This is a genomic window from Plantibacter sp. MMLR14_011, assembly GCF_001865025.1.
GTDB classification, from domain to species: Bacteria; Actinomycetota; Actinomycetes; order Actinomycetales; family Microbacteriaceae; genus Plantibacter; species Plantibacter flavus_A.
On record NZ_MJGW01000002.1, the window covers coordinates 35,330 to 50,153 of the forward strand.

13 protein-coding genes and 1 pseudogene are annotated in these 14,824 nt (G+C 70.2%); 7 read left to right on the plus strand and 7 right to left on the minus strand.

From position 1 onward, the window contains the following. Positions 1 to 1,299 (plus strand): annotated as a pseudogene (locus BIU99_RS03005) (hypothetical protein); the annotation flags it as partial. A gap of 39 nt (positions 1,300 to 1,338) precedes the next feature. Here BIU99_RS03005 and BIU99_RS03010 read toward each other — a convergent pair. Beyond that, positions 1,339 to 2,565: an MFS transporter gene (locus BIU99_RS03010; RefSeq protein ID WP_071259432.1), complete on the minus strand. Its 1,227-nt coding sequence runs from the start codon at positions 2,563 to 2,565 to the stop codon at positions 1,339 to 1,341. Positions 2,566 to 2,749: 184 nt separating this feature from the next. Here BIU99_RS03010 and BIU99_RS03015 point away from each other — a divergent pair, with 184 nt between their 5' ends. Genes BIU99_RS03015 through BIU99_RS03035 form a run of 5 tightly spaced genes read left to right on the plus strand, consistent with a single transcriptional unit; the run spans position 2,750 to position 6,972 of the window. Next, a complete protein-coding gene (locus BIU99_RS03015; RefSeq protein WP_064296627.1) occupies positions 2,750 to 3,142 on the plus strand; it encodes a MerR family transcriptional regulator in 393 nt (130 codons plus the stop codon). Positions 3,143 to 3,169: 27 nt separating this feature from the next. Beyond that, positions 3,170 to 4,066, plus strand: a complete 897-nt coding sequence (gene purU / locus BIU99_RS03020; protein WP_371263741.1) for a formyltetrahydrofolate deformylase — start codon at positions 3,170 to 3,172, stop codon at positions 4,064 to 4,066. 40 nt (positions 4,067 to 4,106) lie between these two features. Next, positions 4,107 to 4,463, plus strand: coding sequence for a YrdB family protein (locus BIU99_RS03025; protein WP_231884415.1), 357 nt, complete (start codon positions 4,107 to 4,109; stop codon positions 4,461 to 4,463). After that, the gene (gene nagA, locus BIU99_RS03030; protein ID WP_071259438.1) at positions 4,460 to 5,614 is read left to right on the plus strand and encodes an N-acetylglucosamine-6-phosphate deacetylase; all 1,155 of its coding nucleotides are present in this window, start codon (positions 4,460 to 4,462) and stop codon (positions 5,612 to 5,614) included. The genes BIU99_RS03025 and nagA overlap by 4 nt, the downstream gene beginning before the upstream one ends. After that, entirely contained in the window at positions 5,611 to 6,972 is a 1,362-nt protein-coding gene (locus BIU99_RS03035; RefSeq protein WP_064296630.1) for an FAD-binding oxidoreductase, read from the plus strand. Before nagA ends, BIU99_RS03035 begins: the two co-directional genes overlap by 4 nt. A gap of 130 nt (positions 6,973 to 7,102) precedes the next feature. On the opposite strand, the gene BIU99_RS03040 is transcribed toward BIU99_RS03035, so the two are convergent. The 6 genes from BIU99_RS03040 to BIU99_RS03065 form a co-directional block, all read right to left on the minus strand. After that, a complete protein-coding gene (locus tag BIU99_RS03040) occupies positions 7,103 to 8,257 on the minus strand; it encodes a mannitol-1-phosphate 5-dehydrogenase (RefSeq protein WP_071259440.1) in 1,155 nt (384 codons plus the stop codon). Then, positions 8,257 to 8,691, minus strand: coding sequence for a PTS sugar transporter subunit IIA (locus BIU99_RS03045; RefSeq protein WP_064296632.1), 435 nt, complete (start codon positions 8,689 to 8,691; stop codon positions 8,257 to 8,259). The genes BIU99_RS03040 and BIU99_RS03045 overlap by 1 nt, the downstream gene beginning before the upstream one ends. 118 nt (positions 8,692 to 8,809) lie before the next feature. Next, positions 8,810 to 10,396 carry a PTS mannitol transporter subunit IICB gene (locus BIU99_RS03050; protein ID WP_064296633.1) on the minus strand — a complete coding sequence of 529 codons (1,587 nt, stop codon included), beginning with the start codon at positions 10,394 to 10,396 and terminating at the stop codon, positions 8,810 to 8,812. Continuing rightward, a complete protein-coding gene (ptsP, locus tag BIU99_RS03055; protein WP_082916226.1) occupies positions 10,393 to 12,072 on the minus strand; it encodes a phosphoenolpyruvate--protein phosphotransferase in 1,680 nt (559 codons plus the stop codon). Before ptsP ends, BIU99_RS03050 begins: the two co-directional genes overlap by 4 nt. Positions 12,073 to 12,076: 4 nt before the next feature. Continuing rightward, positions 12,077 to 12,352, minus strand: a complete 276-nt coding sequence (locus tag BIU99_RS03060) for an HPr family phosphocarrier protein (protein WP_064296634.1) — start codon at positions 12,350 to 12,352, stop codon at positions 12,077 to 12,079. A gap of 5 nt (positions 12,353 to 12,357) precedes the next feature. Then, a complete protein-coding gene (locus tag BIU99_RS03065) occupies positions 12,358 to 12,681 on the minus strand; it encodes a PTS sugar transporter subunit IIB (RefSeq protein WP_071259442.1) in 324 nt (107 codons plus the stop codon). Positions 12,682 to 12,868: 187 nt separating this feature from the next. On the opposite strand from BIU99_RS03065, the gene BIU99_RS03070 reads away from it, so the two are divergent. Continuing rightward, positions 12,869 to 14,791: a transcription antiterminator gene (locus BIU99_RS03070; RefSeq protein WP_371263742.1), complete on the plus strand. Its 1,923-nt coding sequence runs from the start codon at positions 12,869 to 12,871 to the stop codon at positions 14,789 to 14,791. Positions 14,792 to 14,824 lie beyond the last annotated feature (33 nt).

Genomic DNA, 14,824 nt, shown 5'->3' on the forward strand with positions numbered 1-14,824 from the left:
GCGTCGGGTGCCGGCGCCGCGGGTGCTGCGGCGGCGGGGCTCTCCGGCGGGATCATCGCCGCGATCGGTGTCGGCGTCGTCGCAGCGGTGACCGCCGCCGCGCTCGTCCTGGGTCCGGTGGTGTTCCCGCCGACCGCCGACACGCCGACCTCCGGCACGGCTGCTGGGCCCACCGATGCGCCCGCCGCCCCGTCCCCGGATGCGGCCCCGATCGCCGGCCCGACGCCGACACCCTCCTCCCCGGCGCCGGCACCGAGTCCGAGTCCGGCGCCGGCACCGAGTCCGAGTCCGACTCCGAGTCCGAGTCCGAACGAGGACGGGACGCCGGATCCCGTCGTGGTCTCCCCGCAAATTCCGACGCCCGCTGCCCCACCGGTCGCTCCGCCCGTCACCCCGGTCGATCCCGTCGACCCGACCGAACCCACGGCGCTCCCGGTGCCGACCATGGTCGCCGACTCCGGCGGTGGCTACCTGTGGCCGACGTTCAGCGGCACGGGAGCGGCCGGAGCCACCATCGACGTCCTCGACGGCGACCTCGTCGTGGCTTCGACGGTCGTGCCGGGGTCCGCGCAGCGGTCATCGGTCGCAGCCGCCCCGGTGACCGGGACCTGGTCGACAGGACCGGTCGTCCTCGACCGGTCTGGGACGTTCACCCTCACGGTGCGCCAGACCCTCGGTGACCAGGTCACCGAGTCCGCGGAACCTGCCGGCATGACGATCTCCGGGCCCTCGATCTCCGGATTCGAGACGATCCTGTCGTTCCGGATCCTCGAGCCGGACGCACCGATCGTCATCAGCGGCGCTCCGAACGGCGCGATCGGGTACACCCTCGACGGTGGTGACGAGCAGCGCGTCGCGCTCGATGCCGACGGTCGGGCGACGCTCACCGGCGCCGCCGTGGCCGGCGGGTTCCACGAGCTCAGCGTCTGGAGCGTCGACCCCGCGGACCCATCGCGCGTGGGACCTGCGACCTCCGTCGAGTACCTCTCGCTGACCGGACTCCTGAGTACCGAGTCCGCCATCGATCCGGCGACGGCCCCGCTCCCGGAAGCGGTTCTGGACACCGCACCGGAGGCGGTTCCCGCTCCGCTCCCTGTTCAGGCCGTCGTCGAACCGATCGCGGACCAGATCCCGGTGGAACCGGCTCCCGCGACGGAGCCGGACATGCCGAGTACGACCGAGCCTGATCCGGCGACGGAGACGGAGACGCCGGTGGAGACCGCGCCCGACGTCACCGCGCCGCCCGATGGCGCAGACGCCTCACCGGCGCCGACGACGGACGAACCGGCGGTACCGTAAACGGTCACGCTGAGCGCGTCCGCAACGGCTCGTGCTCGATCAGACGGATTCGCGCCTGCGGGTGCGCAGCACGTCCGCGGCGAGGAGCGAGGTCGCGACCACGGCCAGGCACACGTACACCCACGGCAGCACGCCGAGACCGATCTCGGCGAGGAGCAACGCGCCGAGCGCCGAACCGCCACCGATACCCGTGTTGAACGCGGTCGTGTAGAACGCGTTCGCGGTGTCGCGGATGCGCGGGCTCGCCGCGTGCAGGAGGCGCGTCTGCATGAGCGGCGGCAGCATGCCGAAGGCCGTCCCCCAGAGGAAGAACGCGACGAGTGCGCCCGGAAGCCACCCTGCTGAGAGGGCGAGGACGCTCACCATGGCGGCAGACACGGTCAGGGCGACGAACAGGCCGGTGGTCGCACGCCTCGCGAAGACGCTGCCGGTGAGGATGAGGCCGATCGCGCCCGCGACGCCGTAGACGAGGAGGAGGATGCTGAGCTGGCCGGCCGGGACACCGACCTCGCCGATGAGGAACGGTGCGATGTAGGTGTAGAACGCGTAATGACCCGCCATGATGACGCCGACCGCGATGCAGACGATCGCGACCGGGATGACGCTCGGATCACGGCCCGTCGCACCCGAGGCTGCCGCGTGCGACTCCTCCCGACCGACGGGCGGCAGCTTCCACCACACGACGACGGCGCCGAGGAGCATGGCTGCGGCGAGCACGCCGAACGCGAGGCGCCAGCCGAGCGCGTGCCCGAGCGCGGTGCTGAGCGGGACGCCGAGGACGAAGGCGAGCGTGCCTCCGGCGATCGTCACGGACACGGCACGGGCGAGCTGTTCCTTCGGGACCAGGTGACCGGCGTACGCGCCGACGACCGCCCAGAAGACACCATGGGCGAGCCCGCCGAGCACCCGGGTGGCGACGAGGAGTTCGTAGTTCGGGGCGAGCGCGCCGAGACCGGTGCTCACGCCGAGGACGACGATGACGGCCACGAGCAACGCGTGTCGCGGCACACGCCTGGTGAGGTGGATGAGCGCGGTGCTGGACAGCACCACCGTGAACGCGAACACGCTGACGAGGAGCCCGATCTGCGACTCGGTGACGCCGAGCGAGGCGCTCATCTCCGGGAGGAGGCCGGTCGGGATCATCTCGCCGGTGACGGAGAGGAAGGTGCCCGCCGCGAGCGCGATCAGGCCGACCCAGGGGAACGGCGGTGACGACGGCTTGGTGGGCTCGGCGGCGCGCGCCGAGGAGGGCGAAGAGGAGGTCATCGGATTGCTCCAACGATGGCGTTCACTCGTCGGCGGACGTGGCGGACGAGTTCGTCTACGCGCTGATGTGCGCGCCCAGGGTCAACCGACATCCGGCGACCGCGGACGAGTCTACCCGAGGCCGGGAATGCGGAGGGCTCGATCCGACGTTGCAGCTGACGTGAAGGTGACAGAGAGGCCGCTCATGCGCATTGCAGAACTCGCTGAACGAACGGGTGTCCCGGCCACCCGGCTCCGCTCCTACGAGGAGGAGGGACTCCTGGCGCCCGTGCGCGCGTCGCACGCGCCCGACGAGTACGAACCGTCCGCGATCGACCACGTCGTCACGGTCGACAACCTGTTCGACGCGGGGCTCACGACCCGTCTCGTGCGCGTGGTCCTCGATCTCGACGACGCGCGCACCTCGCGTGCCGTGCCCGACTGCTCCCGCGCGACGGCCGAGTCGCTCCATGCGCAGATCGCCTCGATCGACGCCCGCATCGACTGCCTGCGGCAGAGCCGTGAGACGGTTCGGTCGTACCTGCGGCAGTCCTCCCACGCCGACCTCGTCGACGAGCGGTCCGTCCCTGCGGCGTGAGCGGTCGGGTCCCGGTAACCTGAGTCGGTGACGAACTCGACCGATCCCTCCGCTGTGCCATCGACCACGCACGAGCGCTCCGTCCACTGGGTGCTCTCGATCATCTGCGAGGACCGGCCCGGTATCGTGCATGCGATCAGCGGTGCGATCGTCGAGGCCGACGGCAACATCACCGAGAGCCAGCAGTTCTCGAGCGATGACACCGGGCGGTTCTTCATGCGGCTCCAGGTCGAGGCTGCGGTCTCGCGCGAGCGCTTCGAGGCGGCCATCGCACCGGTCGTCGAGCGGTACGGCCTCCAGTGGCGGCTCGACGTCGTCGGTCGCCCGCTCCGGACGCTCGTCCTGGCCTCGACGGCGGCACACTGCGCCAACGACCTGCTCTTCCGCCAGCGGGCCGGCCAGCTCCCGGTCGAGATCCCCCTCGTGCTCAGCAACCACGGTTCGCTCCGCGATCTCGCCTCCTTCTACGGCGTGCCCTTCGAGGCGCTGCCCGTGACGGACGCAGCCTCGAAGGCGGCGTTCGAGGCCAGGGTCGTCGAGGCCGTCGAGGAGCACGACATCGAGCTCGTCGTCCTCGCGAGGTACATGCAGATCCTGTCCCCCGAGCTCTGCGAGCGCCTCGCCGGTCGCGCCATCAACATCCACCACTCCTTCCTGCCCGGTTTCAAGGGCGCGAACCCGTACAAGCAGGCGCACGCGCGCGGCGTCAAGCTCATCGGTGCGACCGCGCACTTCGTGACGAGCGACCTCGACGAGGGACCGATCATCGAGCAGAACGTCGTCCGCGTGGACCACTCCCGCTCCCCCGCGGAGCTCGTCGCCATCGGTCAGGACGAGGAGAGCCGCACCCTCACCCAGGCGGTGAAGTGGTTCGCCGAGGACCGCGTCCTCCTCGACGGGGCGCGCACGATCATCTTCCGCTGACCCGGAGCGGGCTCTCGGCCACGCGCCGTAGAATCGTGTGGTGTCTGAACGAACTCCCGCCGACGTGAAGATCGGCCCCAACGAGATCCTGCGGTTCTTCCTCGAACTCTTCGCCTTCTTCTCGCTCGGCTTCTGGGGCGTCGCGGTGTGGCCGTTCCCCCTGAACGTGGTCGTCGGGATCGCCGCGCCGGTCGTGGCGATCATCCTTTGGGCGCTGTTCCTCTCGCCGCGCGCCGTGATCCGCATCGACCTCTACGGCCAGGCGGTCGTCGAGCTCCTCATCTTCGCGGCGGCGGCGCTCGCCTGGTTGCACCTCGGGCAGCCGATCATCGCGACCGTCTTCGCCGTGGTCGCCGTCGCCAGTGGTGTCATCCGCGGCCGGAAGCAGCTCGCATGACCGAGCTCCTGATCCACTCCGCCACCAAGGTCGACGTCGACGGCCACCAGGACGCCTTCTGGCTGCACGCGGTCGACGGTGTCATCCGCTCCACCGGTACCGGCGACGACTGGCGGTCCCTCACCGTCGGCGACGACGCATCCGTCCTCGACGCACACGGCGGCCACCTCACGCCGGGGTTCATCGACCTCCACGTCCACGGCGGCGGCGGTTCGTCCTTCGACGACGGACGCGACGCCATCGGACGCGCGCTCGCGGTGCACCGGGCGCACGGGACCACGAGGACGCTCATCAGTCTCGTCTCGAACCCGGTCGACGCCCTCGTCGCGAGTCTCGAGGGGATCGCCGACCTCGTCGCCGAAGATCCGCTGGTCCTCGGAGCCCACCTCGAAGGTCCGTTCCTCTCACCGGCCAAGAAGGGCGCACACGACCCCGGGGCGCTCATCGACCCGAGCCCGGCCGTCGTCGAACGCCTCATCGACGCGAGCCGAGGCACGCTCCGGCAGATCACGATCGCCCCTGAGCTGCCGAACGCCCTCGAGGCGATCCAGGTCCTCGTCGAGGCCGGCGTCATCGTCGCCGTGGGTCACACCGACGCCGACGAGGCACTGACGAAGACGGCGTTCGATCTCGGTGCCCGACTCGTCACCCACGTGTTCAACGCGATGAACGGGATCCACCACCGTGCGCCCGGACCGATCATCGCCTCCTTCGCCGACGAGCGGGTCACGGTCGAGCTCATCCTCGACGGCGAACACGTGCACCCCGACGTCGCGAAGCTCGCCTTCGAGCAGGCCCCGGGCCGCGTCGCACTCATCACCGACGCGATGGCCGCAGCCGGTTCCTCCGACGGCCGTTACCTGCTGGGAGCGCTCGAGGTCCAGGTGACCGACGGTCTGGCGCGGCTCGTGGAAGGCGACTCGATCGCCGGCTCGACGCTGACGCTCGACCGGGCGCTCCGACTCGCCATCACCAGCGGTGTCGCGGCGGACGCGGCGGTCGGTGCGCTCACGAGCACCCCGGCCCGTGTCCTCGGCCTCGCCGACCGCTTCGGACGACTGGCCCCGGGATACGCCGCGGACGCCGTCCTCCTCGACCACCAGTGGAACGTCCAGGCGGTCTGGGCCGACGGATCAGCCCTGCCGCGATGACGACGCCGACCGTCCTCGACGCGCTCCGTGACGCCCTCGGCGACGCGGTCTCGACGACGGACGCCGTCCTCGCGGACGCACGGTCCGACAAGTCGGGTCACGTGTCCGACGCCCCACCCATCGCCGTGGTCTCCGCACGCTCCATCGAGGACGTCCAGACGGTCATGCGGATCGCCACCGCGACGGGGACGCCGGTCGTGACGCGCGGCGCCGGTACCGGACTGGCCGGCGGCGCACTCGGCGGCGCGGGCGAGATCGTCCTGTCGACGCTCGAGATGCAGCGCGTCCTGGAGATCAACGAACCCGACCTCCTCGCGGTGGTCGAACCGGGCATCATCAACGGCGCCTTCAACGACCTCCTGCTCGCCAGGGGGCTCTGGTTCGCGCCCGACCCGGCGAGCCGCGCGATCTCGACCGTCGGTGGGAACATCGCGACCGGTGCCGGTGGCCTGCTCTGTGCCAAGTACGGCGTGACGCGCGACGCTGTGCTCGCCCTCAAGGTCGTCCTGGCCGACGGACGGCTCATCAGCGTCGGGCACCGGAGCGTGAAGGGGGTCACCGGCCTCGACCTCACGAGTCTCATGGTCGGATCCGAGGGCGTCCTCGGCGTCATCGTCGAGGCGACCGTCCGCATCCGTCGCGTGACGCCGGGCACCGTCGCGACCATCGCCGGGTACTTCCCCAGTGTCGTCTCGGCCGCGGAGGCCACCGCCGCCGTCACCGCGTCCGGTATCCAACCGTCGATCATGGAACTCCTCGACCCCGTCGCGCTCGTCGCCGTGCACCGCTACCTGCAGTTGCCGATCCCGAACAGCGGAGAGGCGCACGTCGTGATCCAGACCGACGGCCCGAACGCCGAGGCGGAGGCCGCCGCGATCCTCGAGGTGCTCCACGCCGGCGGCGGGCGTGCTGAGATGTCCACCGACCACGCGACGGGTGAGCACCTGTTGGCCGTCCGCCGTGCCCTGCACCCCTCGCTCGAGCAGTTCGGCACCCCGCTCATCGAGGACGTGTCGGTCCCCCGCAGCCAGTTGGCGGCGATGTTCACGGCGATCGGCGAGATCGAGCGCCGCTACGGCATCTCCATCCCGACGGTCGCGCACGCGGGCGACGGCAACCTCCACCCGAACTTCGTCTTCGAGGGTGTCGAGGTACCCGACCTCATCTGGCAGGCCGCCGACGACCTCTTCACCACGGCGCTGCGGCTCGGCGGCACCCTCACCGGCGAGCACGGCATCGGCCTGCTCAAGAAGCGCTGGCTCGGCGACGAGCTCGGCGAGGATCAGCTCGCGCTCCAGCACGGGATCAAGCGGCTTTTCGACCCCGAGAACCTCCTCAACCCGGGCAAGATGTTCTGAGGCCCTTCGACAGGCTCAGGGACCGGAGGAGGTCGCGCTCAGGGACCAGGGCGAGGCGTGCTCAGGGGCAGGGAGACGGCGACAGGCCCAGGGCCCGGACGGATCCGGCCCCTGAGCCTGTCGAAGGGCACTACGCGAGCGAGGCCTGTCGGGCGACGACCTGCGCGAGCACCGCGGGAGCCAGCGGGTGCTCGGGAGCGAGGCCGGTGACCTCCTCGACGAAGGTGCCCGGCGCGAGCTCGTGGAGCTTCGCCTGCAGGTGGACACTCTGCTCGTCGTCGGCGACGTCGAACTCGAGCGCGGCACCGATGGCCGAGACGAGTGCGTCGTGGGCCATGCCGCGCTCCGCCAGTTCTGCGGCGGGCCCGATGAACCGCTCGGTCCGGCTCAGCTTGCGCAACGGCTGCCGACCGACGCGCTCCACGGTGTCGGGCAGGTGCACGTTCGCGAAGCGACGGAGGATCGTCTCGCGGTACTCGCGTTGCGCGTCGACGTCGAGCCCGTGCTTGGCGACGAGCAGCGCGGAGGTCTCCTCCAGCACCGCGCCGACGGCCGCGGCGATCGACGGCTCGGCGAGCGCTTCGGCGATGGTCCCGATACCGGCGCGCGCACCGAAGTAGGCGACGGAGGCGTGGCCGGTGTTCACGGTGAAGAGCTTCCGCTCGATGTACGGCGCGAGCTCCTCGACGAAGTGGGCACCGGGGATCGACGGCAGGGAGCCGTTGAACGCCGGGGTCTCGATGGCCCACTCGTAGAAGGTCTCGACGGTCACGTCGATGCCCTGCCCGGCGGGCTGGCCCGGGACGATGCGGTCCACGGCCGTGTTCGCGAACACGGCTCGGGCCGACAGCGACGCCCAGGCCTCGTCGCCGACCGCCTGGCGCACCTCGGTGGCGAGGAGGTCGGTGGCGTTGATCGCGTTCTCGCAGGCCATGACGGCGAGCGGAGCGGCGTCGGCCGGACGCGCGGCGATCCCACGCGCGATGACCGGAGCGACGAAGCGCAGGATGGTCGGCCCGACGGCGGTGGTCACCACCTCGGCGGCGGCGATCTCCTGGACGAGGGCCTCCTCGTCGGTGGCGCTGTTGATCGCGCGGAACCCGGTGACGACCGTGTCCTTCGCGCCGTCGCCCACCTCGTGCACCGTGTAGCTGTCGGCCGCGGCGATCGCATCGATGAGCTCGGCGTTGACGTCCGCGAAGACGACCTCGTAGCCGCCCTCGTGGAGGAGCAGACCGACGAAGCCGCGCCCGATGTTGCCGGCGCCGAAGTGGACGGCTCGCATCACTCGTTGACCTCGCTCAGGAGCGCGTAGAGCTCCTCGGGCGTCTCGGCTGCGAGCAGCTTGGCGACCTCGTCGTCCTCGGAGAAGATGATGGCGATCTTGGAGAGGATCTCCATGTGCCCGCCGTCCTTGCCGGCGATGCCCACGACGAAGCGGACCTCGTCGCCGTCCCAGTCGATGGGCGTCTCGTAGCGGGTGAACGACAGGGCGGAATCACGGACCGCCTCCTTCGCGTCGTTCGTCCCGTGCGGGATCGCGAGGAGGTTGCCCATGTAGGTCGACACGGACTGCTCGCGGGCGAGCATGGCCTCGAAGTACTCGTCGGTCACGGCTCCGGCCGCTTCGAGGGCGTCGGCAGCGCGGCGGATGGCCTCCTCCTGCGTCACCGTCCCGGTGACGATGGTGATCCGGTCCTGGGTCAGTACCTGCGACATGTCTTCCTCTGCATTCGTCGTGCGGGGCTCCGCCGGTGCGGTCCGGAGCCGGGTGAAGGGCGGTGGATGGAGCCCCGGGGCGCACGCCCTTCGCGTGCGCCCCGGGATCGTTCCGTTGCTAGTGTGCTCCCTCTCCGCGGAGCAACTCCACCACCTCGTCGTACTTCGGAGAGTTCATGAAGTTGTCGACCGACATGTGCACGGCACTCGGGGTCTTCTCCTTCGCGCGCTCCGTCAGCTCGCGCTGGGTGATGACGAGGTCGACGTCGTCGGCGAGGTTCGCGATCGCCTTGTTGGTGACGGTGATCTCGTCGATGCCGGCCTTCTTGATCTTGTTGCGGAGCACCGAGGCACCCATCGCACTCGAACCCATACCGGCGTCGCAGGCGAAGACGATGTTGCGGATCGGGCCGCGCTCGAGCGTCGTGACGACGCCCTCGTCGACGACGTCCGCACCGGCTGCGGCGCTTCCGGCGGAGAGGTTGCCGAGCACGCTCGACTTCTTGCCCTTGGCGGCTTCGGTCGCGGCGACGGCGGCCGAGAGGTCGCCGGCGTTCTCGTTCTCGAGGTCGCGCTTCCGGCTGGCCCGCAGGATGATCGCGGAGATCGCGAACGAGACGGCGGCTGCGACGATGACCGACAGGATCACGCCGACGTAGCTGTCGGGAGCCGTCTGGATGAGCACGGCGATGATGCTGCCGGGCGAGGCCGGGGCGCGGAGACCCGTATTGAACGCGACGTTCGTCGCCACACCGGCCATACCGCCACCGATCGCGGCCAGGACCAGCATCGGCTTCATGAGCACGTACGGGAAGTAGATCTCGTGGATGCCACCGAAGAACTGGATGATGACCGCGCCGGGGGCCGACGCCTTCGCGAGACCGATGCCGAAGAAGCAGAACGCGAGCAGGATGCCGAGGCCCGGGCCGGGGTTCGCCTCGAGGAGGAACAGGATCGACTTGCCGGTCTCCTCGGACTGCTGGACACCGAGCGGGGTCAGCACACCGTGGTTGATGGCGTTGTTGAGGAAGAGGATCTTGCCGGGCTCGATGAAGATGCTCGCGATCGGCAGGAGCGAGTTGGCGACGAGCCAGTCGACGATGCCCTCGAGGAAGCTGCTGAGCGCGGTGACGATCGGTGCGATACCGAAGAAGCCGCCGATGGCAAGGAGGGCCCCGAGGATACCCGCGGAGAAGTTGTTGACCAGCATCTCGAAGCCGGCCTTGATCTTGCCGTCCCAGATCCGGTCCACCTGCTTCATGAGCCACGCGGCGAGCGGGCCCATGATCATCGCACCGATGAACATCGGGATCGCGCTGCCGACGATGACACCCATGGTCGCGATGGACGCGACGACGCCGCCGCGCTCACCGTAGATCATGCGGCCACCGGTGTTCGCGATGAGCAGCGGGAGCAGGTACGTGATCATCGGGCCGACGAGGCCGACGTACTGCGGGAAGGTCGTCCCGTCGTCGGCCTGCGCGAGCGCCGTCGCGGCACCCTGCCAGCCGATGAGGTCGGCGTTGCCGAAGCCGCCGAGGATCCCGTTCGGGAACCAGCCGGTCGCGATGAAGAACGCGGTGATGAGGCCCCAGGCGATGAAGGCCGCGATGTTCGGCATGACCATGCCGGAGAGGAAGGTGCCGAATCGCTGTACGCCGACTCGTGCACCTCCCGGCTTCTTGGGAGTAGACGTCGTTGTCATGATGATGTTGCCTCTTTCATTTCGGGAGTCGTTGCAGCGGTGGCCGCTGCCCTGGCTTCGGCCGCACCGTCGGCGGCCAGTGCTGCTGCCGCGATGCGCCGGGCATCGTCGAGCGTGTACTGCTGGAGGGAGTGACGGACGTCGGCGAGCGCCGACGGTGACATGGACAGGGTGGTGGCGCCGAGTCCGACGAGGACGACGGCGAGGAGCGGGTCGGCGGCTGCTTCGCCGCAGATGCCGACCGGCTTGCCGTGGTGCTGGCCGGCTTCGCCGACGAGCTGCACGAGGCGGAGGACCGCCGGGTGCCACGGGTCCTGGAACGCGCCGACGGAACCGAGCAGGCGGTCCGCGGCGAGCGTGTACTGCGTGAGGTCGTTGGTCCCGATCGACGCGAATCCGGCGTGGGCGAGGACGCGGTCGGCGAGGAGGGCGCTCGACGGCACCTCCACCATGACGCCGGGCGTCTTCAGACCGTACTCGGCGGCGATCGCCATGAAGTACTTCGTCTCCTCGACGGTCGACACCATCGGGGCCATGACCCAGAGGTCGGCGTCCGTCGCGGCGTCGGCCTGGGCGAGCGCCGTGAGCTGCTCGCGCAGGATGTCCTCGCTCGCCCGCAGCGCACGGAGGCCACGGAGTCCGAGCGCCGGGTTGTCCTCGTGCGCGTCGTTGAGGAATGCCAACGGCTTGTCGGCTCCGGCATCGAGGACGCGCACGACGACCTTCTGGCCGGGGAAGGCGTTCAGGAGCTTCTCGTAGTGTGCGCGCTGCTGCTCGACCGTGGGCGCGAGCGCCTGGTCGAGGAAGAGGAACTCGGTGCGGAAGAGGCCGACGCCCTCGGCGCCGAGCTCTGCGGCGGCGTCGGCGTGCTCGGCCGAGCCCAGGTTGGCGAGCAGCGGCACCGGTGTGCCGTCCGCCAGTGCACCGGGGACGACCGGTGCGTTGACGAGCGCGAGGCGGTCGGCGATGCGCTGCTCCGTGGCGGCGACGAGCTCGGGCGTCGGATCGACCGTGACCTCACCGGCTGCCGCGTCGACGACGAGCGTCGTGCCGTCGGTCAGCTCGGCTGCTCCGACGACGCCGACGATCGCGACGATCGACTTCTCGCGGGCGAGGATCGCCGTGTGCGAGGTCGGGCCGCCGTCGCTCGTGACGAGGCCGAGGACCAGGTCGAGGTCGAGTAGGGCGGTGTCGGCCGGCGCGAGGTCGCGGGCGACGAGGATGAACGGGTGGCCGGGTGAGGGGACGCCGGGTGCCGGCACGCCCATGAGGTCGGCGATGACCCGCTGTGACACGTCGTCGAGGTCCGCGGCGCGCTCCCCGAGGTAGCCGCCCATCGCGGCGAGCTGGTCGCGGAACGAGGCGAAGGCCGCGTGGACGGCCCACTCGGCGGTCTTGCCGTCCGCGAGCCGTGTGGCGATCTCCTCGGCGAGGGTCGGGTCCTCCGCCATCATCGCCTGGGCCTCGAGGACGTCACGGGCAGCACCACCGGCGGCGGCGCCCCGGGCTTCGAGCTCGCGGGCGACCGCGGCGAGGGAGGTGTTCGCGCGCTCGGTCTCGGTCGCGAGGTCGAGGGTGCTGGCGACGTCGGCGGGCGCGGGGAGCGGGTCGGCCATGCGGGCCACCGGGCCGACGGCGACGCCCTGACCGATACCGATGCCCTGGAACGCGGTCATCGGACTACTGCTCGTCATGGTCGGTCACCAGGAGCTCGGAGAGCGTGTCGAGGGTGCCCTCGGCTGCGGCGCCCTCGCCGTCGACGGACAGGGTCACGTAGTCGCCGTGCTCGACGGCGAGCGCGATCACGCCGAGGATGCTCGCCGCGTTGACGGGCTTGCCGCTGCCCTTCGCGATCGTCACCGGGACCCCGGCGTCCTTCGCAGCCTGCGTGAACAGCTTCGCGGGCCTGGCATGCAGGCCGTGCGACGAGCCGATGCGGACGGTTCGAGTTGCCATGGGGGTTACCTCCTGGTTGGTGATTGGATCGAGAGGACGAGTTCGAGGGCTCGCGCGCCACCCTCGACGCCGAAGACGTCGCCGGGCAGGACCGCGACCGCGGTGCCGGTGGGCTCGGCTGCAGCGCGCAGCGCGGCCTCGTGGTCGGCGAGGTGGGCGCCGACGAGCAGGACGTCGACACCGTCGAGGGCGATCGTGCCGCCGAGGACCTGCGATTCGGCACCGGCCGCGACGGAGACGTCGATCGATCGGTCGGCTGCCGCGCGACGCAGGCGTTGGGCCATGAACGTGCTCGACGCACCCGCGCCGCAAATCACCAGGATCTTCATCGAACCTTCTCCAGAACCGCCGATTGCCTACCAACCCATCATTCCGTCGCGCCCCTCGCGGCTCCACCAGAAGCTCTTCCGCCGGGGCGGAAAGGTCGTCGAACGCGCGGAAGCAGTCGGGAAGGTGGTTGACTCGGTGGAGCGGTTCGCCCGGACCGCGCGACGGCCGACCGACGGAGAGGGCATCGTGGCACGCGAGAAACACGACCGCATGCTCGGCTACCTCGCGGGACGGGACGGCTGGACGACGGCCACGGAGGTCGCGGAGGTGCTCGGCGTCACACCGCGGAGCGTGCGCAGCTACGTCACGGCGGTCAACACCCGCACGGCACCGCACGACGTCGTCGAGTCCGGGCCGAACGGGTATCGACTGAACGCCGACGGCTACGCGGTCTACCGGCGACGAGCCGCATCGGCGTTCGAATCGGAGACGCCCCGGGATCGGCTCTACGGGCTCGTCCGGTTGCTCATCAGCGCGCCCTCGGGAATCGACGTGCACGAGACCGCACAGCGGCTCCACGTCAGCGAGTCGACCGTCGAGGGCGACCTGGGCCGGGTCCGCGCCATGCTCGCCGACACCGCCCTCACGCTCGACCGTTCCGGATCGACGGTGACGATGGCGGGCGGTGAGACGGAGCGGAGACGGCTCCTCAGCCGCATGTTCCGCGACGAGACCGACCGCGGCATCGTCGAGCTCGAGGCGCTCCAGCGGGCGTTCGCGCCGAACGAGTTCAGCCCGTTCAAGGGCGAGCTGCTCGAGGCCTTGACCGCGCGCGGGTACTACGTGAACGAGTACGGCATCGCGAACGTCCTGCTCCACATCGCGATCGCCATCGACCGGGTCACGAAGGACCGTCCGGCGGAGCCCGCCGACCACGCTCCGCGCACCCCGGAGGTCGAGGCGGTCGCGGAGGATCTGGCGCGGCTCGTCGACGCCCACTTCCACGTCGCGCTCGGCGAGGGCGACCTCGTCTACCTCAGCTACCTGCTCGTGACGCGGGTGGTGACGCCGGGCAGTGGGGCTCCCGCCGAAGTCCTCGTCGACGACTACGTCAACCAGGACGACCTCGCCGCCGTCCGTCAGGCCGTCGACCGTGCCGGCCGCGAGTACCTCGTCGACCTCTCCGACGAGGACTTCATCGTCCGGCTCACCCTCCACGTCCAGAACCTCATCCGTCGTGCACAGGACCAGTCCTACTCACGCAATCCGCTGACCCGCTCGATCAAGACCTCGTACCCGATGATCTACGAGCTCGCGGTCTTCATCGCCAGCCAACTGCAGCGGCACGGCTCGATCATCATCAACGACGACGAGATCGCCTACATCGCGATGCACGTCGGTGCCCAGCTCGAGCAGAAGGCCCGCAAGGAGGCCCTCCTCGGTTCCACGATCGTCTCCGCCGGCTACTACGACATGCACGAGGTGCTGCGTCGACGCGTCGAATCGCAGCTGGGCGACGTCCTCGACGTCCGATCCGTCATCACCCGCACCGATGTCGACTGGGCCGCCATCGACACCGACCTCGTGCTCACGACGATCGAGCCACCGGCCCCTGCCGACGGCATCGTCGTCATCCAACCCTTCCTCACCGCGGCCGACGTGGAGCGCGTCCGGAGCGCGGTCAGCCGCGTGCGGAGGTCGTCCCGCTTGTCGGAGATCACCGACGAACTGCTGCAGTACTTCCACCCGGACCTCTTCCTCCGGAACGCGCACGCCGAGGACGAGGAGGGCATGATCCGCCTGCTCGGCGAGCGCATGATCGCCCAGGGGATCATCGACGAGAGCTACCTCACCGCCGCGATCGAGCGGGAGCGCATGTCGTCGACGGCGTTCACCGACACCTTGGCCGTGCCGCACGCCATGGCGATGACCGCGCACTCGACCGCCATCGCGATCGCGGTGAACGAGACGCCGATGGAGTGGGGCGGAGCGCGCGTGAGCGTCGTCGCACTCGTGGCGTTCAGCGAATCGGGTCGCGCCGCGTTCCAGACGGTCTTCGACCAGTTCGTCGAGGTGTTCTCGGAGCGCTCGAGCGTCGCCCGGATCATCCGCCGTTCCGAGGACTTCGCCGGCTTCATCGACGAGCTCGTGCACGTCATCGACGGCTGATCAGCCGTCGAGCCGCCCCGGTCGCCGAGTCGC

Coding starts and splice junctions, on each gene's coding strand:
- BIU99_RS03010 (WP_071259432.1), bottom strand. CDS start 2,565: ATGACCTCCTCTTCGCCCTCCTCGGCGCGCGCCGCCGAGCCCACCAAG.
- BIU99_RS03015 (WP_064296627.1), top strand. CDS start 2,750: ATGCGCATTGCAGAACTCGCTGAACGAACGGGTGTCCCGGCCACCCGG.
- nagA (WP_071259438.1), top strand. CDS start 4,460: ATGACCGAGCTCCTGATCCACTCCGCCACCAAGGTCGACGTCGACGGC.
- BIU99_RS03035 (WP_064296630.1), top strand. CDS start 5,611: ATGACGACGCCGACCGTCCTCGACGCGCTCCGTGACGCCCTCGGCGAC.
- BIU99_RS03040 (WP_071259440.1), bottom strand. CDS start 8,257: ATGCGAGCCGTCCACTTCGGCGCCGGCAACATCGGGCGCGGCTTCGTC.
- BIU99_RS03045 (WP_064296632.1), bottom strand. CDS start 8,691: ATGTCGCAGGTACTGACCCAGGACCGGATCACCATCGTCACCGGGACG.
- BIU99_RS03050 (WP_064296633.1), bottom strand. CDS start 10,396: ATGACAACGACGTCTACTCCCAAGAAGCCGGGAGGTGCACGAGTCGGC.
- ptsP (WP_082916226.1), bottom strand. CDS start 12,072: ATGACCGCGTTCCAGGGCATCGGTATCGGTCAGGGCGTCGCCGTCGGC.
- BIU99_RS03060 (WP_064296634.1), bottom strand. CDS start 12,352: ATGGCAACTCGAACCGTCCGCATCGGCTCGTCGCACGGCCTGCATGCC.
- BIU99_RS03065 (WP_071259442.1), bottom strand. CDS start 12,681: ATGAAGATCCTGGTGATTTGCGGCGCGGGTGCGTCGAGCACGTTCATG.